Consider the following 18,910-nt stretch of genomic DNA (forward strand, 5'->3'; position numbering starts at 1 on the left):
AGGCATAGTCCTCGGCCTTTGATTTGTCCATATAGAACACATTTGGGAGTTGGACCTTGGCTAATATCAAATCAGCTAAGAAACGCGCCGTAACATCTGAGAAACGTCGCAAGCATAACGCGAGCAACCGTTCTATGATGCGTACTTTCATCAAGAAAGTATACGCGGCTATCGCAACCGGCGACAAAGCTGCTGCGCAGAACGCATTCAACGAAATGCAACCAATCGTGGACCGTCAGGCTGCTAAAGGTCTGATCCACAAGAACAAAGCTGCACGCCATAAAGCAAACCTGGTGGCTCAGATCAACAAACTGGCTTAATCGCCCGTCTGTTTATCGCTTTGTAGAAAGAACCGGCGTATAGCCGGTTTTTTTATGCCTGTTATCCGCCGCTGGCAGAGTAAGAGGAGGCTGACGCCTCCTCTCCGGTTAACGCAGCTTGATCCGCAACAGCGTATAGCCAATGACGGCCGACAGCAGCGAACCGCTGAGAATACCCAGTTTTGAGAAGGTCACCAGCTCTTCATGGGCGGCGTCAAACGCCAGCGAACTGATAAAGATAGACATGGTAAAGCCGATGCCGCACAGCACGCCAATGGCCATGATATCGCGTATCGTTGTCCCGCCCGGCAGCGCTGCCAGACGCAGCTTCACGGCCAGCCAGCAGAACAGCGTAATACCCAGCGGCTTACCGATCAGCAGCCCGAGAATAATACCCAGCGGCTCCGGTGACAGCACGTCACCAAACGTGATACCACTCAGTGAAATTCCGGCGTTAGCAAACGCGAACAGCGGCAGTATCAGCCAGTTTACCCACGGCATCAGGCCGTGTGCCAGGTGTTCAGCGGGTGAGTGCCCCTCTTTCTCCTCCAGTGGTACAAAGAAGCCAACTACCACGCCCGCCAGCGTGGCGTGCACGCCCGACTTCAGCACCGCGGTCCAGAGCACAATCCCGACCAGCATATAGACGGCAATGTTACGTACGCCACAGCGGTTAAGAATGGCCAGCACCACAATGGCGGCAGCCGCCACGCTGAGCGACAGCACAGAGAGATCGCTGGTATAGAAGAGAGCGATAATCACAATGGCGCCAAGGTCGTCAATGATGGCCAGCGCCATCAGGAACACTTTCAGCGCCACGGGAACACGACTGCCAAGCAGCGCCAGGACGCCCAGGGCGAACGCAATATCGGTCGCGGTCGGGATCGCCCAGCCGTTGCGGGCAATCTCATTGTCATGGTTGAAGATCAGGAAAATCAGCGCCGGCGCAACCATACCGCCGAGGGCAGCAATGACCGGGAAAATGGCGCGATCGCGACTGGCCAGCTCGCCGCTGATTAACTCGCGTTTTACTTCCAGGCCAATCAGCAGAAAGAACAGCGCCATTAACGCATCGTTGATCCACAGCAGCAGATTCTTGCTGATATCAAGCGCGCCAAAGCGGATCTGTACCGGCTCAGCCAGGAAGCTCTGGTAGCCAGCGGCTGTTTCCGCGCTGTTCGCCAGCACCATAGCTGCGACCGCAGCCAGAATTAATACCATACCGTTGCTGGCATCGCTTTCTATAAAGCTTTTCAGCAACGTTTTGATTGAGCGGGGCTTATTCACTACTCCTCCTGAGCAAAGACAATTTGTTAAGGAGTGTAACCGCGTTAACCCTGTGATAAAAGCCGCTTACCGCGTCTTTACGCCAGTTTAAAAACAATAAAAAAGCGGAGAGTCACCTCTCCGCTTTCGTCTGCAACCCTGCTGCTGAATCAGCGCGTCAGGTCATCAAAGAACTTCTTCACACCATCAAAGAAGCTTTTTGAACGCGGGCTGTTCTTCTCACCGCTCGGACCACCAAAGCTCTCTTCCAGCTCACGCAGCAGCGCTTTCTGCTTATCGTTCAGGCTGACCGGGGTTTCCACCACCACACGACACAGCAGGTCGCCTACGGCGCCACCGCGCACTGATTTCACGCCTTTACCACGCATGCGGAACAGCTTGCCGGTCTGGGTCTCCGCAGGCACTTTCAGCTTCACGCGGCCATCCAGCGTCGGCACTTCAATCTCACCGCCCAGCGCCGCCATCGCAAAGTTGATCGGCACTTCGCAGTAGAGGTTGTTCTCTTCACGCTCAAAGATAGGGTGCTTCTTCACCGATACCTGAACGTAGAGATCGCCCGCCGGCGCGCCATGCTCGCCCGCTTCCCCTTCGCCACTCAGACGAATGCGGTCGCCGGTATCTACACCCGCCGGAATTTTTACCGACAGCGTTTTCTGACGCTCTACGCGCCCATGACCATGACAGGCGTTGCACGGATCTTTGATGACCGAGCCGCGACCGTGACAGGTCGGACACGCCTGCTGTACGGTGAAGAAACCCTGACGCATCTGTACCTGGCCTGCACCGTGGCAGGTCGGACAGGTCTGTGGCTGCGTGCCCGCTTTGGCGCCGCTGCCGTGGCAGACGTCGCACTCTTCCAGTACCGGGATGCGGATCTCTTTGGTCACGCCGCGTACCGCTTCTTCCAGCGTCAGCTCCATGTTGTAGCGTAAATCGGCACCGCGTGATGCACGCTGACGGCGACCGCCGCCAAAGATATCGCCAAATACGTCGCCAAAGATATCGCTGAAGTCTGCGCCGCCGCCGCCGAAGCCGCCACCAAAGCCGCCGCCACCGCCGCCCTGTTCAAAGGCTGCGTGACCATACTGGTCATAGGCCGCACGCTTCTGAGCATCCGTCAGAATTTCGTACGCTTCCTTCACTTCTTTAAATTTTGCTTCGGCCTCTTTGTCGCCCGGATTGCGGTCCGGGTGATATTTCATCGCCAGGCGCTTATAAGCCTTTTTGATTTCACGCTCATCAGCCGATTTTGAGACGCCTAAGATCTCGTAAAAATCACTCTTAGCCATTTTGTTCTGCCCTTAACATAGTTGCACGGGCGTGGAGAAACTCCTACGCCCGTGCTGGTTTCAACGGCTGTCAGGCCAGCCGTCGCGCCCGGTCAGGGGCAATTATTTTTTATCTTTAACTTCTTCGAACTCAGCGTCGACTACGTCATCCTGCTGCTGTGCTGACGCGTCGCCGGCGTCCGCTGCGCCTGCCTGGCCCTGCTGCTGTGCCATCTCCATCAGTTTGCCGGAGACTTCCATCAGCGCCTGCATTTTCGCTTCAATGGCCGCTTTATCTTCGCCTTTCAGCGCGGTATTCAGCTCAGTCAGTGCAGCTTCGATAGGTGCTTTGTCTTCTGCAGAGAGCTTGTCGCCCGCTTCATCCAGCTGCTTGCGGGTGCTGTGCGCAATCTGGTCACCCTGGTTGCGCGTCTGTACCAGCTCTTCAAACTTGCGGTCAGATTCCGCGTTCGCTTCCGCGTCGCGCACCATTTTTTCGATCTCTTCTTCGTTCAGACCAGAAGAGGCTTTAATGGTGATTTTCTGCTCTTTACCGCTGTTTTTATCTTTCGCTGACACATGCAGAATACCATCAGCATCGATGTCAAAGGTGACTTCGATCTGCGGCATACCGCGTGGTGCAGGCTGGATGCCATNTTCGTTCAGACCAGAAGAGGCTTTAATGGTGATTTTCTGCTCTTTACCGCTGTTTTTATCTTTCGCTGACACATGCAGAATACCATCAGCATCGATGTCAAAGGTGACTTCGATCTGCGGCATACCGCGTGGTGCAGGCTGGATGCCATCGAGATTAAACTGACCCAGCGATTTGTTGTCGCCGGAACGCTTACGCTCACCCTGCAGCACGTGAATGGTCACGGCAGACTGGTTGTCTTCAGCAGTAGAGAACACCTGACTGTGTTTGGTCGGGATAGTGGTGTTCTTGCTGATCAGCGCGGTCATTACGCCGCCCATGGTTTCAATACCCAGCGACAGCGGCGTTACGTCCAGCAGCAGAACGTCTTTCACATCACCTGCCAGTACGCCACCCTGAACGGCAGCACCAACCGCTACGGCTTCGTCCGGGTTCACATCTTTACGCGGCTCTTTGCCGAAGAACTCGGTTACTTTCGCCTGCACCATTGGCATACGAGTCTGACCACCTACCAGGATGACATCGTTGATGTCAGAGACTGACAGGCCAGCATCCTGCAGCGCAACTTTCAGCGGCTCAATTGAACGGGTTACCAGGTCTTCTACCAGCGATTCCAGTTTCGCACGCGTCACTTTGATGTTCAGGTGCTTAGGACCGGTCGCATCTGCCGTGATGTATGGCAGGTTAACGTCGGTCTGCTGCGCTGAAGAGAGCTCAATTTTTGCTTTCTCAGCGGCTTCTTTCAGACGCTGCATCGCCAGCGGATCGTTATGCAGATCGATACCCTGGTCTTTCTTGAACTCGGCTACCAGATAGTTGATCAGGCGGCTATCGAAGTCTTCACCACCCAGGTGGGTATCACCGTTGGTTGCCAGCACTTCAAAGGTTTTTTCGCCATCAACGTCATCGATCTCAATGATTGAGATATCGAAAGTACCACCGCCCAGGTCATAAACCGCGATAGTGCGGTTGCCCTGGCCTTTATCCAGACCGTAAGCCAGCGCTGCTGCGGTAGGTTCGTTGATGATACGCTTAACGTCCAGGCCTGCGATACGGCCCGCATCTTTAGTTGCCTGACGCTGTGCATCGTTGAAGTAAGCCGGTACGGTAATAACCGCTTCAGTCACCGCTTCACCGAGGAAATCTTCCGCGGTTTTCTTCATTTTCTTCAGCACTTCAGCAGAGATCTGCGGCGGTGCCATTTTCTGGCCCTTCACGTCCAGCCATGCGTCACCGTTGTCAGAACCGGTGATTTTGTACGGCATTATTTTGATATCACGCTGCACTTCTTCGTCCTGGAAACGACGACCAATTAAACGCTTGATAGCGAACAGGGTGTTCTGCGGGTTGGTCACTGCCTGACGTTTAGCCGGCTGACCTACCAGCGTTTCGCCGTCTGCGGTATACGCAATGATTGACGGCGTGGTGCGATCGCCTTCAGCGTTTTCCAGCACGCGTGCCTTGCCGCCGTCCATGATCGCCACACAAGAGTTGGTTGTACCCAGGTCAATACCAATAATCTTACCCATCTAAACGTCTCCCACGTAAATTCTTTGTCAAATTGGGTTGTGATGCAGAGATGTGGTCGTTACCGCCACTTTCAACTGCGACTGCAGGCTTTTTTGCTGCCTCACAACGCCCGATGACAAGTAAATGGGGCCGCTTCGATACGCATCAAGGGTTAAAAGCAAAAAATATTTCGATTCTTTTACCCGGACGGGATAAATGGCGGAAAAATGTACAACTTCAGCAGCAGTACGGCGGAGCAGCGCTGCCCGCCGTACCGGGCTCATCAGGATAAAGAACGCGAGGAGTGCCCCGCTGGCTGACGTGCGTCACGCCACAGCCAGCAGCCGACAGCGGCACCGATCGCTGCCAGCACCAGTACATACCAGGCCGGTGCCATAGGCGTCAGCTGCATCATCAGCGTTACGCTGACGGGCGTCAGGCCGCCGAAAATCGCGTAAGCAACGTTGTATGAGAAAGAGATGCCGGTAAAGCGTACCGCGGGCGGAAAGGCGCGCACCATGACAAACGGCACTACGCCTACCACGCCGACGCTCAGCCCCACTACGCCGTACCAGAAAAACAGCATCTGCGGCGCGCTGCCGGTGTTTTGGAAAAAGTGCCAGCTGCAGAAAGCCAGCAGCAGCGATCCCGCTATCAGCGTACGCGCCGCACCCGCGCGATCTACGATCCAGCCTGCCAGCACGCATCCGACCAGCAGCATGACGGTGGCCAGGCTGTTTGCCTGCAGGCTCAGCGCAGCAGGCACGCCCTGTTTCTGCATCAGTGCGGGCGCCATTAAAATCACCACCACAATGCAGGCGGAGAGCAGCCAGGTCAGCAGCATTGAGATCGCGATACTGCGCTTGTGGTGCAGCAAAATAGCCTGCAGCGGCAGCCGTTCAGACAGCGTTTTTCGCTGCTGCATCTGCTGAAACACCGGGGTCTCATGCAGCCAGCGACGCAGGCACATCGCCAGCAGTCCAAACAGACCGCCAAGGAAGAATGGCAGTCGCCAGCCGTAGTCGCGCATTGCTGCTGGCGAAACCGTGCTGTTAAGCAGCGTCGCCACCAGTGAACCCAGCAGGATACCGGCAGTGAGGCCTGCGGTCAGGGTGCCGCAGGCAAAGCCGGTACGCTTTTCCGGCACGTGCTCAGCAACAAACACCCAGGCGCCCGGCACTTCACCGCCAATTGCCGCCCCCTGCAGCATCCGCAATAGCAGCATTAGCAGCGGTGCAGCGATACCTATGCTCGCATAGGTGGGCAGCGCGCCCATCGCCAGGGTCGGCAGCGCCATCAGCAGAATACTCAGGCTGAACATCTTTTTCCGGCCGACTTTGTCCCCAAAGTGCGCCATAACGATGCCGCCCAGCGGTCGCGCCAGATAGCCGGCAGCAAAAATACCAAACGTCTGCACCTGACGCAGCCAGTCAGGCATATCGGGCGGGAAAAAGAGCTCGCCAATGACGGCAGCAAAGAAGATAAAAATAATGAAGTCGTAGAATTCCAGCGCCCCGCCAAGGGCAGCCAGCGACAGGGTTTTATAGTCCTGCCGGTTAAGTCGATGCGAGGTGAGCGAGTCCATAAGGGTGCGGTATCCAGAGCCGGGAAAGGTAGAGCAGACGTTACTATACCGGCAAACCCGCACCACACCAGCAAGGCTGAATTTTATGCCTGAAAAGTCTTATATTCAGAGGTTTGTCTCACGCCGTGCGCTTTTCGGACGAAATGCTGCTACCACCGCCGCATGCGTCTCGATATAGGGCCCCTCCAGCAGCTGTAAGCAGTAAGGCACGGCGGCAAAAATTCCGGGTACCCTTACGCTACCATCCTCCGCTTTTACCCCTTCCAGCGTCTCTTTAATCGATTTCGGCTGGCCGGGGAGATTGAGGATCAGCGACTGTTTGCGGATAACCCCTACCTGGCGTGACAAAATGGCAGTGGGTACAAACTGCAGGCTGATCTGACGCATCTGCTCACCAAAGCCAGGCATTTCGCGATCCGCTACCGCCAGCGTAGCATCCGGCGTCACGTCGCGGCGTGCCGGTCCGGTACCGCCGGTGGTCAGCACCAGATGGCAGAAACGTTCATCCACCAGCTCACAGATCGCCTGTTCAATCATCGGCTGTTCATCCGGCACCAGGCGCGTCTCCAGCTCGAAAGGTGTAGCCAGCGCACCGCTGAGCCAGCTCTCCAGTGCCGGAATGCCCTGATCCTGATAAATGCCGTTTGCTGCGCGATCGGAAACGGAAATTAATCCAATGCGTAAAGTATCCATAAGAGTATCGCTGTGGTTAGCCGCGTGGCGGCAAAGAAAGAGAGATGCAGAAAGGATAATACAAAGCGCAGAGCAGAGAAATGCGTAATGCCGCGGCGGCAAGGCACCGCCGCGGCGTCATGCTTACAGCAGTTCAGTCAGCATCTTTTCAAGTTTGCCCTGATCAACGGCAAAGTTGCGGATGCCTTCCGCCAGCTTAGTGACCGCCATCGGATCCTGATTATGCTGCCACAGGAACTCCGCTTCGGTCATTTTCGCCGGGCGCTCGCTGATCTCGCCGCTGTAGCTCAGCTTGCGCTCAACGCTGCCTTCGCTCTCAGCCAGCTCTTTCAGCAGGCCCGGAGAGATGGTCAGACGGTCGCAGCCCGCCAGCTCAATGATTTCGCCCACGTTACGGAAGCTGGCACCCATCACCACGGTTTCATAGCCGTGCTGTTTGTAGTAGCTGTAGATTTCAGATACGGACACTACGCCCGGATCTTCATGCGGCGCATACTCTTTTTTGTCGGTGTTCTGCTTGTACCAGTCGAGAATACGGCCTACGAATGGGGAGATCAGGAAAACGCCCGCTTCTGCACAGGCGCGTGCCTGTGCAAAGGAGAACAGCAGCGTAAGGTTACAGTTGATACCCTCTTTTTCCAGCTGCTCCGCTGCACGGATGCCCTGCCAGGTTGACGCGAGTTTGATCAGAATACGATCGTTGCTGATGCCTGCGTCGTTATAAAGTTTGATCAGGCTGCGCGCTTTCGCGATGCTCGCTTCGGTATCGTAGGAGAGGCGTGCATCCACTTCCGTGGAAATGCGGCCCGGGATCAGTTTGAGGATCTCCAGCCCGATGTTGACAGCCAGTTTGTCAGAGACCAGCGCCAGCTGCTCTTCCTTGTTGCTGCTCTGCTGACGTGCCCAGCCGATCGCTTCATCAATCAGCTTGCGGTATTCAGGGATTTGAGCAGCGTTGAGGATCAGGGAAGGGTTTGTCGTGGCATCCTGCGGCTGATAGAGCTTCATCGCTGCAATATCACCGGTGTCGGCGACCACGGTAGTCAGCTGACGCAGGGAAGTAAGTTTATCCGTCATGGTTCTCTTTTCTCTTTGGTTGACTGTCAGGGTATAAAAGGCTGAATCGATAATATCACGCGCAATCAGCGGCGCAACATCGTGGCGTGCCCTTTACGATAGCGCTGACAAATAGGAGTGATTTGCCGATTAATGCCGCTTTTTTGATACACTCCGCGCAATACATTTTCCGTTAATGTCCTGATATTTAAGCAGGCGCACAAGGAGACCCGGTATGCTGATGGTGATTTCACCGGCTAAAACGCTGGATTATGAGAGCCCGCTTGCCACCCCCCGCTTTACCCAGCCTGAGCTGCTGGAAAAATCGCAGCAGCTGATTGACGTTGCGCGCGCCCTCTCTCCGGCTGATATCGCTTCGCTGATGCGTATCAGCGATAAGCTGGCGCACCTGAACGCCGAGCGCTTTAACCAGTGGCAGCCGCCCTTTTCGCCGGAAAATGCGCGTCCGGCTATTCTGGCGTTCAAAGGGGATGTTTATACCGGCCTGCAGGCTGAACGCTTTAGCGAGGCAGATTTTGATTTTGCCCAGCAGCACCTGCGTATGCTCTCAGGGCTGTACGGCCTGCTGCGTCCGCTGGATCTGATGCAGCCCTACCGGCTGGAGATGGGCACCCGACTGGCAAACCCCGCTGGCCGCGATCTCTATAGTTTCTGGGGCGATACGCTCACGGAAGCGCTGAATCAGGCGCTACAGGCGCAGGGGGACCAGGTGCTGATTAACCTGGCGTCAGATGAATATTTCCGGGCGGTAAAGCCGGCGAAACTGAATGCCCGGCTGATAAAACCGGTGTTTCTGGATGAAAAGAGCGGCCACTATAAGGTCATCAGTTTTTATGCCAAAAAAGCGCGCGGTCTGATGAGCCGTTTTGTAATTGAGCATCGTCTGACACAGCCAGATCAGCTGAAGCAGTTTGATGTGGATGGATACCGTTTTGATGCGGCAGCCAGCCAGGGAAATGAGCTGGTGTTTAAGCGTCAGGAGCAGGCATAAATCAATTGATGCCGGGGCGTCATCACGTTTCGTACGCGCATCAACCCGGGCGCCATAAATGGCGCCCCTACGGGGGGATGGGATATCCGTAGGGGGCGCATTTATGCGCCCCTGGCGCTATCGCGTTTCGTACGCACATCAACCCGGGCGCCATAAATGGCGTCATCACGTTTCAAACACGCATCAATCCGGGCGCCATGAATGGTGCCCCTACGGATGGGGTACCTGTAGGGGGCGCATTTATGCGCCCCTGGCNCACGTTTCAAACACGCATCAATCCGGGCGCCATGAATGGTGCCCCTACGGATGGGGTACCTGTAGGGGGCGCATTTATGCGCCCCTGGCGCTATCGCGTTTCGTACGCACATCAACCCGGGCGCCATGAATGGCGCCCCTACGGGAACATCCAATATCCGTAGGGGGCGCATTTATGCGCCCCTGGCGTCATCACGTTTCGTACGCACATCAACCCGGGCGCCATGAATGGCGTCATCACGTTTCAAACACGCATCAATCCGGGCGCCATGAATGGTGCCCCTACGGATGGGGTACCTGTAGGGGGCGCATTTATNAATGGCGTCATCACGTTTCAAACACGCATCAATCCGGGCGCCATGAATGGTGCCCCTACGGATGGGGTACCTGTAGGGGGCGCATTTATGCGCCCCTGGCTGCCATAAACTACGCCCCGATCTGTTACTGCAGCAGGAATTTGCGCAGTGCGGCAAACTCTGCCGGCATCTGGTGTGACAGCAGCGGCAGATCGGCGCGATCGGCCAGCGCCTGCGGCAGCGTAAGCGTCTGCCCCAGAATCTCCTCTACGCTCTCGCGGAATTTCGCCGGATGCGCTGTACCGAGGAACAATCCATACTCACCTTCCTGCAGCTGATCGCGCAGCAGACGATAAGCGATGGCCGCGTGCGGCTCTGAGAGGTAGCCCAGCTCGGCCAGCTCGCGCATCGTGGCCTGCGTCGTCTCATCAGAGACCGCACCGTAAGCGAGATCGGTCAGACGCCAGGTTTTACGGCGGAACAGCTCTTCCACGCGCGGCCAGTTGTTCGGCTGGCTGACATCCATTGCGTTTGACAGGGTAGCCACGGTGGCATTTGGCTGCCAGGCACCGTTGCCGAGAAAGCGCGGTACGGTGTCGTTGGCGTTGGTTGCGGCAATAAACCGTTTGATTGGCAGACCGAGCGATTTCGCCAGCAGGCCAGCCGTGAGATCGCCAAAGTTACCGCTGGGTACGGAAACCACCAGCTGATTACGCTGCTCCTGCGGAAGCTGTGCGACCGCCTCAAAGTAGTAGCAGATCTGCGCCAGCAGGCGGCTGATATTGATGGAGTTAGCGGAGTTAAGGCCAATCGCTTTTTTCAGCTCCTCATCATCAAACGCCTGCTTAACCAGCGACTGGCAGGTATCGAAATCGCCATCAATCGCGATAGTTTCAATATTGCCACCCAGCGTACAGAACAGTTTTTCCTGCAGGGCACTGATTTTGCCCTGTGGATAGAGGATTACTACACGCACATTGTCCATACCGTAGAAAGCGTGCGCTACGGCAGCGCCGGTATCGCCTGAGGTCGCAGTCAGAATAGTGATCTGCTCATCTGCGCCGGAGACATAGGAGAGCATCTGCGCCATAAAGCGGCCGCCGAAATCTTTGAATGCCAGCGTCGGGCCGTGGAACAGCTCCAGACAGGCGATATCTTCGCTGACTTTCGCCACCGGTGCCGGGAAGGTAAAGGCCGTTTTGACCCGCTCAGCCAGCTGATGCGGGGTAACTTCATCGCCGATATAAGCAGACAGGATTTTGCTGCTGCGGCTGACAAAGTCCATCTCCAGCATCGCATCGATATCGGTCAGTTCAAATTCCGGCAGCTCCAGTGGAAAGAACAGCCCCTGCTGCGAGCCCAGCCCCTGTTTGACTGCCTGCGAGAAGCTGACCTGCTCGTTGTGATCCTTAAGATTATAGAGTTTCATACGTTATCCCAGTTTACGTGCGCCAGCCGTATCAAGACGGCAGATATGGACGAAGCCTTCTTCATTCTGCAGATAGTGCTGGCTCAGCCAGTCTGCCATCCGCTGCGCCGTTGCCATCTCATTGCAAACAGCGAAAAGCGTCGGACCGGAGCCCGAGATGCCGCAGGCCAGCGCGCCAATATCGGCTGCCGCCTGCCGTGCTGCGGCGAAGCCTGGCAGCAGTTTGGTGCGGTACGGTTCGGCCACCACATCCTGCATTAACTTAGCCGCCAGCTGCGGCTGCCGGGTATGGCAGGCGTGGATAAAGCCAGCCAGCAGGCGGCCATGTTTAATCACATCCTGCTTGCGATATTGCGCCGGCAGAATCGCCCGCGCTTCCGCGGTAGAGACTTTAATGCCGGGATACGCCATAACCCACAGCCACTCATCAAAGCAGGGCACCTGCTGGCTGATAATCCCCTGCTCTTCAATCATCAATTGTACGCCGCCGAGAAAGCACGGAGCCACATTGTCATAATGTACGCTGCCAGAGATACGCCCTTCCAGCTCGCCCATCAGCGCCAGCAGTGCGGTATCGCTGAGCGGCTTGCCGCAGAATTCGTTCATCGCCATTAAGCCTGCCACGACGGAACAGGCGCTAGAGCCGAGGCCGGAGCCGATCGGCATATTTTTCTCCAGCGTCATCGCCACCGGCACTTCTTTGCCAATCGCCTGACAGAAACGCTCCCAGCACTGATAAACGATATTTTCTTTGGGATCGTCAGGCAGCTTGCTGACAAACCGACCGCGATTCTCAAGGCTGAAACGATCGGCCGCTTCAACTGCCACACAGTCACCCAGCAGCGATCCATCCACCGGCGACACCGCGGCTCCCAGCACGTCAAAGCCAACGCTGACGTTGCCGATGGAGGCCGGTGCATAAATTTTTACCATCATTAAACTCCTAACTTCCACGACAGCGTACGCAGCAAATCAGCAAACACGCCCGCTGCGGTAACATCATTCCCTGCACCATACCCGCGCAGTACCAGCGGAATCGGCTGATAGTAGCGGCTATAGAACGCCAGCGCATTTTCACCGTTTTTCACTTTGCACAGCGGATCGTTGCCGTCTACCGCCTCAATTTTAACGCTGCAGTGACCATCTTCTGCAATCGCTCCGACAAAACGCAACACTTTGCCTTCATCGCGCGCCTGAGCGACGCGTGCTGCAAAGGCGTTATCCAGCTCCGGCAGACGCGCCATAAATTGCTCCGCATCCGCCAGTTCAGTCAGACTGGCAGGCAGAAGCGGCTCAATGGTGATATCACTCAGCTCCAGCTGATGCCCCGCTTCACGCGCCAGGATCAGCAGCTTGCGCGCCACATCCATTCCTGACAGGTCGTCACGCGGATCGGGTTCAGTAAAGCCCATCTCGCGCGCCAGCGTGGTTGCCTGGGAGAGCGACATCCCCTCATCCAGTTTGCCGAAGATAAAAGAGAGCGAGCCGGAGAGAATGCCGGAAAACTTAATCAGTTCATCGCCCGCGTTCAGCAGGTTCTGCAGGTTTTCAATCACCGGCAGACCGGCACCGACGTTGGTGTCATAAAGAAACTTGCGGCGCGACTTCGCAGCGGCAGCCCGCATCTGCTGGTAGTAGTTCCACGAAGAGGTGTTCGCCTTTTTATTGGGCGTCACGACATGAAAACCTTCGGCCAGGAAGTCAGCATACTGGTCGGCCACCGCCTGACTTGAGGTACAGTCGACGATCACCGGATTAAGCAGGTGATACTCTTTTACCAGCCGGATCAGACGTCCGAGGTTAAACGGCTCGCGCGCCTCACTCAGCGCCCCTTTCCAGTCTTTAAGGTCGATGCCATGGACGTTGGTCAGCAGCGCGCGCGAATTTGCGATCCCGCAGACGCGCAGATCGATATGTTTGCCTTTCAGCCACGCCTGCTGGCGATGCAGCTGATCCAGCAGCGCACCGCCGACGCCGCCAACGCCGACCACGAACACTTCAATCACCTGATCGGTCGCGAACAGCATCTGATGCACAACGCGCACGCCGGTAGTCACATCGTCATTGCTTACCACGACAGAGATTGAGCGTTCGGAAGAGCCCTGGGCAATCGCCACGATATTAATATTGGCGCGCGCCAGCGCCGAAAAGAATTTTGCGGAGATGCCGCGCAGCGTGCGCATGCCATCGCCTACCACTGAAATCACCGCCAGCTGCTCCAGCACATCCAGCGGATCGAGCAGGCCCTCTTTCAGCTCAAGATGAAACTCCTCTTCCAGCACGCGCCGTGCGCGCGCCTGCTCGCTCTGGGGTACGCAGAAGCTGATACTGTATTCGGAGGAGGATTGAGTGATCAGCACCACGGAGATGCCGGTGCGGGACATCGCAGCAAACACGCGCGCGGCCATGCCTACCATGCCTTTCATTCCGGGGCCGGAGACGTTGAACATCGCCATGTTGTTTAGGTGGGTGATGCCTTTGACCGGATTTTCGTCATCGCTGCCCTCGCCGCCAATCAGCGTGCCGGGCGCCTGCGGATTAGCGGTATTTTTAATTAAGCAGGGGATCTGAAACTGTGCGATTGGCGCAATGGTACGCGGGTGCAGAACTTTAGCGCCAAAGTAGGAGAGCTCCATCGCCTCCTGATAGGACATCGACTTCAGCAGGCGCGCATCGGGCACCTGGCGCGGATCGCAGGTATAGACGCCATCGACATCGGTCCAGATTTCGCAGCAGTCAGCGCGCAGACAGGCGGCCAGCACGGCAGCTGAGTAGTCGGAACCGTTGCGCCCCAGTACGACCAGCTCGCCTTTTTCGTTACCGGCAGTGAAGCCAGCCATCAGGATCATATGATCGGCCGGGATCTGACTGGCGGCAATGCGACGGCTGGATTCAGGGATATCCACGGTGGACTCCAGATAGTGTCCTACGGCGAGCAGCTTCTCAACCGGATCGATCACGGTCACCTGATAGCCACGCGCCTGCAGCAGCGCCTCCATAATGGCGATCGACAGCTTTTCGCCCCGGCAGATGATAGCGGCATTGACCGCGTCCGGGCACTGCCCCAGCAGGCTGATACCGTGCAGCACCTGCTTAAGCTGAGCAAACTCCAGCGCAACAAAGGTGCTGACGCGCTCAACGTCAAACTTTGGCTGAGCGGCCGCAAGGCCCTGCAGGAGATCGGCAAAAATGCGCTCAGCGTCGCTGATATTCGGCAGAGGATCCTGGCCGCTGATGGTTTTTTCAATCATCGCCACCAGGTGATTAGTAATTTTTGCAGGTGCAGAGAGCACGGTGGCAACCTGTCCCTGCTGCGCATTGCTTTCCAGAATGTCCGCTACGCGCAGAAAGCGCTCTGCGTTTGCTACTGAGGTTCCGCCGAATTTCAGCACTCGCATGGTTAAAGCTCTCCTGAATTTTTGCCGAAAAAAAAGCCCGCACTGTTGAGGTGCGGGCTTCTTTTTTATTTTTCCTGTATGCGTCAGCCCGCACCGTTACCTGTGGTAATGGTGGTGGTAATAATTGTTGTGGTGTTCAGGCTGTCGTTACGCATTAAGATTTTTCTGTCTGTCTTTGTCTTGTCCGTCTGCCTTCCAGAAGTAAAGCAAAGCGCACGTTAAGTCAACGAATTTGTCTTTTGCCGCTGAACCTGAAGCCGGGCAGTGCTGCGCTGGATCGGGTAAATGGTGTTGCGATCGTTCAGCCTGGAGGCGAGATGCCCGATCAGCAACTACTCGCTCAGGATTTTGCCGAGTAATGCTCTGCCAGCTTTTTTTCCACATCGTGCAGCAGCCGGTGCAGCATTGCGCTGTCGCGCTGCTCCAGCAGACCGATGCGCTGATCGATCCAGTCCACCATCTTGGTGTCATCGCTCACCTCAAGCGTCGTGAGCAGCTGCTGAAAACGCTGACGCAGCGCCTGCAGCTGCAGCGCATTGGCCGTTTCTGCCGGAGTGACGGTGACCTGATTAAGCGAGGCGAGCTGATAGCAGTAGACCATTACCGCCTGTCCCAGATTGAGTGAGGGATAATCCGCCGCCATAGGAATACCGGTCAGCAGATCGACCTGATCCAGCTCCTCGTTCGTCAGCCCGCTATCTTCACGACCAAATACCAGCGCAATGCGCGGCAGCCACTGCCGCTTTTCCTGCAGAATCGTCTCTACCTGCGCAGGCGTTGCATAGTAGCGAAACTTCGCCCGGCTGCGCGCCGTGGTGGCGACAGAAAAATCGACATCGGCCAGCGCGTCACTTAGCGTGGCATACGTCTGAACATTGTCGAGGATTTCACCGGCGCCGTGCGCAACGCGCCGCGCCGCCGGATCCTGCCACGCATCGCTGGCGACAATGCGCAGCTCAGTAAAGCCCATGGTTTTCATTGCGCGGGCAGCGGCACCAATATTTTCCGGACGGGCGGGTGAAACTAAAATCAGGGGAAAAGACATAATTTTTCCAGTAGCAAATTAACACTATGCGCTATGGTGGCATGCAGCGAAAAAAATACCAATTGTTATGCGGTGATAAAGCAGAATGTTAATAATGTTAAACCGCTGGAATAAATTGTGCCGATGACATTTGTCGCAATCAGGCAGATATTATGCGCTTATAAAACATAAATCCTGTTAATTCATCATACTACGTTAGCTATTTATGCAATTTCCATGCGTTCAAAACCGCCGGTTAAATGTAGCGAAAATGCTGCTTTTTGTGAGCTAAGCTGGCAATACAGGAGAAGTTTTTCATAAAAGTGTTAACGTGCTACACTTGCTTTTGATATAAGTCAACGAAGCGTTGTTTTTGTGCTTATCGGTTGTTGCTGGTGCTGTTAGGTTGCTGTTAATACGGTTAGGATAAACGCTATTCTGATCCCAACGGGGCGCACAGATATTCATTCTGACCGGCTGAGCTGACACTGAAGTTGACCTGATGGATGGTATATTCCGAAGATTATTTCGTACTCCGGCTGCGCACACGCCTTTATTCTGTCGCGGCAACGGCGGTACGCCCTGTTTTCGATTTGTTGGCAAATTTTAGGTAGCAAAACATGCAGACCCCGCACATTCTTATCGTTGAAGACGAACTGGTCACGCGTAACACGCTAAAAAGTATTTTTGAGGCGGAAGGTTACGTGGTCTATGAAGCCACTGACGGTGCTGAAATGCATCAGGTTTTAACAGACAATGACGTAAACCTGGTGATTATGGATATCAACCTCCCAGGGAAAAATGGATTGCTGCTGGCGCGCGAGCTGCGTGAACAGGCAAATGTCGCGCTGATGTTTCTGACCGGTCGCGATAATGAAGTGGATAAAATCCTCGGCCTGGAAATTGGTGCTGATGACTACATCACCAAACCTTTTAATCCGCGTGAGCTGACTATTCGCGCACGTAATCTGCTGTCGCGCACCATGAACCTGGCGATGCCGGGTGAAGAGCGCCGTCAGGTAGAGAGCTACCGCTTTAACGGCTGGGAGCTGGATATCAACAGCCGTTCCCTGATCAGTCCAAACGGTGAGCAGTATAAGCTACCGCGCAGCGAGTTCCGCGCGATGCTGCACTTCTGCGAAAATCCGGGCAAAATCCAGACGCGTGCCGATCTGCTTAAGAAGATGACCGGTCGCGAGCTTAAGCCGCATGACCGTACCGTGGATGTCACGATTCGCCGTATTCGTAAACATTTCGAGTCGACGCCAGATACGCCGGAAATCATCGCCACCATCCATGGCGAAGGCTATCGCTTCTGCGGTGAGCTGCAGGATTAAGTTAAACAATAAAAAACGCCCGTTCGGGCGTTTTTTTTAGCTGCTTTAGTGCCACGGCATAATCGGCACCGCGCTTAGCGCGTTTTTCGGCGATCCATCCACAACCTTATCTGAGTAGCTCAGATAAACCAGCGCGTTGCGTTTCTGGTCAAAAAAGCGCACCACCTGCAGCTTCTTAAACACCAGCGATGTCCGCTTACGAAACACGACTTCTCCCTGCGCCTTGCCTTGTGCGATTTTCTCGCTAAGCTCTACAGGCCCTACCTGCTGGCAGGAGATAGCCGCATCCGATGTATCTTCAGCCAGCCCCAGGCCCCCTTTGATACCGCCGGTTTTAGCCCGGCTGATATAGCAGGTGACATTTTTCACGTCCGGATCGTCGAACGCCTCGACCACGATCTTATGATCGGGGCCGAAAATTTTGAATACGGTGTCAACAGAGCCGATCTCCTCCGCCAGCGCGACGGGAGTGAGCATAAAAGTTGCCAGCGTGACTATAAGAGCGCGATTTATTGTCATTGGGTTACCATTGCAAAGGAAAGAGATGTGGCGATAATGTATCGTCACCAGAACAAAGAACCAAACCTGAACGGGTTATCACCCGCATTGATATAGCACAGTTGATCAACACACAAGCGCCGCGCGTTTGTGCATTTAGTGCTATTATTCGACGACTTCATCGTTGCGCCACCAGAGAGTTATGAGGATGTTTTATGGACCAAGCCGGTATCATTCGCGATTTGCTTGTCTGGCTGGAGAGCCATCTGGATCAGCCGCTTTCACTTGATAACGTTGCACTGAAAGCGGGTTACTCCAAATGGCACCTGCAACGGATGTTTAAAGAGGTTACCGGACACGCCATCGGGGCCTATATCCGTGCGCGTCGTCTCTCTAAAGCCGCCGTGGCGCTACGTCTGACCAGCCGCCCTATCCTCGATATCGCTCTGCAGTATCGCTTCGATTCACAGCAGACATTTACGCGCGCGTTTAAGAAACAGTTTAATCAGACGCCCGCCTGGTATCGCCGCTCATCCGAGTGGAACTCTTACGGTATCCGCCCGCCCATTCGTCTGGATAACCAGCCCGTGCCGGAAGCACAGTTTGTCACGCTGCCGGAGACGATTCTGGTGGGCCAGACGCAGAGTTATACCTGCGCGCTGGAGCAGATCTCCCGCTACCGTGATGAGATGCGCGTGCACTTCTGGAAACAGTTCCTGCTGGAAACCGACACCGTGCCGCCGGTGCTTTATGGTCTGCATCAGGTGCGCGCCAGCCATGAGAAAGATGATGAGCAGGAGATCCTCTATACCACGGCGGTCCCGGCCGATCAGCAGGCGCTGAATATGCAGTCAAATCAGCGCGTGACGCTGGAAGCGGGCGACTACGTGCAGTTCAGCTATGAGGGTCCGCGCGTCGCGCTGCAGGAGTTTATCCTGATGCTCTACGGCACCTGCATGCCGCTGCTGGGGCTGATTCGTCGTCAGGGGCAGGATATTGAGCGATTCTATACCCACGGCGGCAAAAAGCGCAGCGAACCGCCTGCCGATATCCGCTGCGAATACCTGATCCCGATCCGCCCGCAGCCCGTTAATTAATCGCCAAAGAACCTCGCCGGGCGCATTAATGCGCCCCTGGCCGCGGTGAAAAACGTCATCACGTCCCGAGCGCCCATCAACCCGGGCGCCATTAATGACGTCATCACGTTCCGTACATGCGCCAACCCGGGCGCCATTAATGGCGCCCCTACATTTTCCGTAGGGGGCGCATTAATGCGCCCCTGGCCGCG

At 55.7% G+C, this 18,910-nt stretch carries 17 protein-coding genes and 1 other annotated feature; of the genes, 5 read left to right on the forward strand and 12 right to left on the reverse strand.

Features of this window, described 5'->3' with window-relative positions; all coding sequences use genetic code 11:
- The first annotated feature begins 56 nt into the window (after positions 1-56).
- Complete coding sequence (rpsT, locus tag F3I15_RS11430) at positions 57-320, forward strand: 30S ribosomal protein S20 (RefSeq protein WP_039382484.1); 264 nt, start codon at positions 57-59, stop codon at positions 318-320.
- Between the two features lie 108 nt (positions 321-428).
- Here rpsT and nhaA read toward each other — a convergent pair whose 3' ends face one another.
- The 3 genes from nhaA to dnaK form a co-directional block, all read right to left on the reverse strand.
- Positions 429-1,607: a Na+/H+ antiporter NhaA gene (nhaA, locus tag F3I15_RS11435; protein ID WP_150017992.1), complete on the reverse strand. Its 1,179-nt coding sequence runs from the start codon at positions 1,605-1,607 to the stop codon at positions 429-431.
- Positions 1,608-1,756: 149 nt separating this feature from the next.
- Entirely contained in the window at positions 1,757-2,896 is a 1,140-nt protein-coding gene (gene dnaJ, locus F3I15_RS11440) for a molecular chaperone DnaJ (RefSeq protein WP_071669092.1), read from the reverse strand.
- Positions 2,897-2,998: 102 nt separating this feature from the next.
- Positions 2,999-5,059: a molecular chaperone DnaK gene (gene dnaK / locus F3I15_RS11445; protein WP_150017993.1), complete on the reverse strand. Its 2,061-nt coding sequence runs from the start codon at positions 5,057-5,059 to the stop codon at positions 2,999-3,001.
- Between the two features lie 50 nt (positions 5,060-5,109).
- Between dnaK and F3I15_RS11450 the strand changes: the two genes are divergently transcribed.
- Positions 5,110-5,331, forward strand: a complete 222-nt coding sequence (locus F3I15_RS11450) for a hypothetical protein (protein WP_150017994.1) — start codon at positions 5,110-5,112, stop codon at positions 5,329-5,331.
- Here the strand turns inward: F3I15_RS11450 and F3I15_RS11455 are convergent.
- From F3I15_RS11455 to tal, 3 genes are all read right to left on the reverse strand, one after another.
- Positions 5,323-6,624, reverse strand: a complete 1,302-nt coding sequence (locus F3I15_RS11455; RefSeq protein WP_150017995.1) for an MFS transporter — start codon at positions 6,622-6,624, stop codon at positions 5,323-5,325. The two genes, F3I15_RS11450 and F3I15_RS11455, sit on opposite strands and share 9 nt — an antisense overlap.
- A 105-nt stretch (positions 6,625-6,729) precedes the next feature.
- Positions 6,730-7,317, reverse strand: coding sequence for a molybdopterin adenylyltransferase (gene mog, locus F3I15_RS11460; RefSeq protein ID WP_065650178.1), 588 nt, complete (start codon positions 7,315-7,317; stop codon positions 6,730-6,732).
- Positions 7,318-7,440: 123 nt separating this feature from the next.
- Positions 7,441-8,394, reverse strand: a complete 954-nt coding sequence (gene tal / locus F3I15_RS11465; RefSeq protein ID WP_094110716.1) for a transaldolase — start codon at positions 8,392-8,394, stop codon at positions 7,441-7,443.
- 214 nt (positions 8,395-8,608) lie between these two features.
- On the opposite strand from tal, the gene yaaA reads away from it, so the two are divergent.
- Positions 8,609-9,385: a peroxide stress protein YaaA gene (gene yaaA / locus F3I15_RS11470; RefSeq protein ID WP_150017996.1), complete on the forward strand. Its 777-nt coding sequence runs from the start codon at positions 8,609-8,611 to the stop codon at positions 9,383-9,385.
- 696 nt (positions 9,386-10,081) lie between these two features.
- On the opposite strand, the gene thrC is transcribed toward yaaA, so the two are convergent.
- From thrC to F3I15_RS11495, 5 genes are all read right to left on the reverse strand, one after another.
- Positions 10,082-11,365 (reverse strand): threonine synthase, encoded by a 1,284-nt coding sequence (thrC, locus tag F3I15_RS11475; RefSeq protein WP_150017997.1) that lies wholly within the window; start codon positions 11,363-11,365, stop codon positions 10,082-10,084.
- A gap of 3 nt (positions 11,366-11,368) precedes the next feature.
- Positions 11,369-12,298 carry a homoserine kinase gene (thrB, locus tag F3I15_RS11480; RefSeq protein WP_039385707.1) on the reverse strand — a complete coding sequence of 310 codons (930 nt, stop codon included), beginning with the start codon at positions 12,296-12,298 and terminating at the stop codon, positions 11,369-11,371.
- A gap of 2 nt (positions 12,299-12,300) precedes the next feature.
- Positions 12,301-14,763, reverse strand: a complete 2,463-nt coding sequence (gene thrA, locus F3I15_RS11485) for a bifunctional aspartate kinase/homoserine dehydrogenase I (protein WP_150017998.1) — start codon at positions 14,761-14,763, stop codon at positions 12,301-12,303.
- 26 nt (positions 14,764-14,789) lie between these two features.
- Positions 14,790-14,911: a sequence feature (Thr leader region), on the reverse strand.
- Complete coding sequence (gene thrL / locus F3I15_RS18460) at positions 14,847-14,918, reverse strand: thr operon leader peptide (protein WP_071669149.1); 72 nt, start codon at positions 14,916-14,918, stop codon at positions 14,847-14,849. (Overlaps the previous feature by 65 nt.)
- Before the next feature lie 185 nt (positions 14,919-15,103).
- Positions 15,104-15,808 carry a tRNA/rRNA methyltransferase gene (locus F3I15_RS11495; protein ID WP_150017999.1) on the reverse strand — a complete coding sequence of 235 codons (705 nt, stop codon included), beginning with the start codon at positions 15,806-15,808 and terminating at the stop codon, positions 15,104-15,106.
- Between the two features lie 599 nt (positions 15,809-16,407).
- Here F3I15_RS11495 and arcA point away from each other — a divergent pair.
- Entirely contained in the window at positions 16,408-17,124 is a 717-nt protein-coding gene (gene arcA, locus F3I15_RS11500) for a two-component system response regulator ArcA (RefSeq protein WP_039382461.1), read from the forward strand.
- A 45-nt stretch (positions 17,125-17,169) separates the two neighbouring features.
- On the opposite strand, the gene creA is transcribed toward arcA, so the two are convergent.
- Positions 17,170-17,643, reverse strand: a complete 474-nt coding sequence (gene creA / locus F3I15_RS11505; RefSeq protein ID WP_039382459.1) for a protein CreA — start codon at positions 17,641-17,643, stop codon at positions 17,170-17,172.
- A 194-nt stretch (positions 17,644-17,837) separates the two neighbouring features.
- Between creA and robA the strand changes: the two genes are divergently transcribed.
- Positions 17,838-18,719 carry an MDR efflux pump AcrAB transcriptional activator RobA gene (gene robA, locus F3I15_RS11510; protein ID WP_039382458.1) on the forward strand — a complete coding sequence of 294 codons (882 nt, stop codon included), beginning with the start codon at positions 17,838-17,840 and terminating at the stop codon, positions 18,717-18,719.
- The last annotated feature ends 191 nt before the right edge of the window (positions 18,720-18,910 follow it).

The organism is Pantoea sp. M_9 (genome assembly GCF_008631385.1).
GTDB lineage: Bacteria > Pseudomonadota > Gammaproteobacteria > Enterobacterales > Enterobacteriaceae > Pantoea > Pantoea eucrina.

What these genes read in the sequence shown, in the direction of transcription:
- arcA (WP_039382461.1), top strand. Translation starts at nt 16,408, where the DNA reads ATGCAGACCCCGCACATTCTTATCGTTGAAGACGAACTGGTCACGCGT.
- tal (WP_094110716.1), bottom strand. Translation starts at nt 8,394, where the DNA reads ATGACGGATAAACTTACTTCCCTGCGTCAGCTGACTACCGTGGTCGCC.
- mog (WP_065650178.1), bottom strand. Translation starts at nt 7,317, where the DNA reads ATGGATACTTTACGCATTGGATTAATTTCCGTTTCCGATCGCGCAGCA.
- F3I15_RS11450 (WP_150017994.1), top strand. Translation starts at nt 5,110, where the DNA reads ATGTGGTCGTTACCGCCACTTTCAACTGCGACTGCAGGCTTTTTTGCT.
- F3I15_RS11455 (WP_150017995.1), bottom strand. Translation starts at nt 6,624, where the DNA reads ATGGACTCGCTCACCTCGCATCGACTTAACCGGCAGGACTATAAAACC.
- yaaA (WP_150017996.1), top strand. Translation starts at nt 8,609, where the DNA reads ATGCTGATGGTGATTTCACCGGCTAAAACGCTGGATTATGAGAGCCCG.
- dnaJ (WP_071669092.1), bottom strand. Translation starts at nt 2,896, where the DNA reads ATGGCTAAGAGTGATTTTTACGAGATCTTAGGCGTCTCAAAATCGGCT.
- thrC (WP_150017997.1), bottom strand. Translation starts at nt 11,365, where the DNA reads ATGAAACTCTATAATCTTAAGGATCACAACGAGCAGGTCAGCTTCTCG.
- robA (WP_039382458.1), top strand. Translation starts at nt 17,838, where the DNA reads ATGGACCAAGCCGGTATCATTCGCGATTTGCTTGTCTGGCTGGAGAGC.
- creA (WP_039382459.1), bottom strand. Translation starts at nt 17,643, where the DNA reads ATGACAATAAATCGCGCTCTTATAGTCACGCTGGCAACTTTTATGCTC.
- thrB (WP_039385707.1), bottom strand. Translation starts at nt 12,298, where the DNA reads ATGGTAAAAATTTATGCACCGGCCTCCATCGGCAACGTCAGCGTTGGC.
- thrA (WP_150017998.1), bottom strand. Translation starts at nt 14,763, where the DNA reads ATGCGAGTGCTGAAATTCGGCGGAACCTCAGTAGCAAACGCAGAGCGC.
- F3I15_RS11495 (WP_150017999.1), bottom strand. Translation starts at nt 15,808, where the DNA reads ATGTCTTTTCCCCTGATTTTAGTTTCACCCGCCCGTCCGGAAAATATT.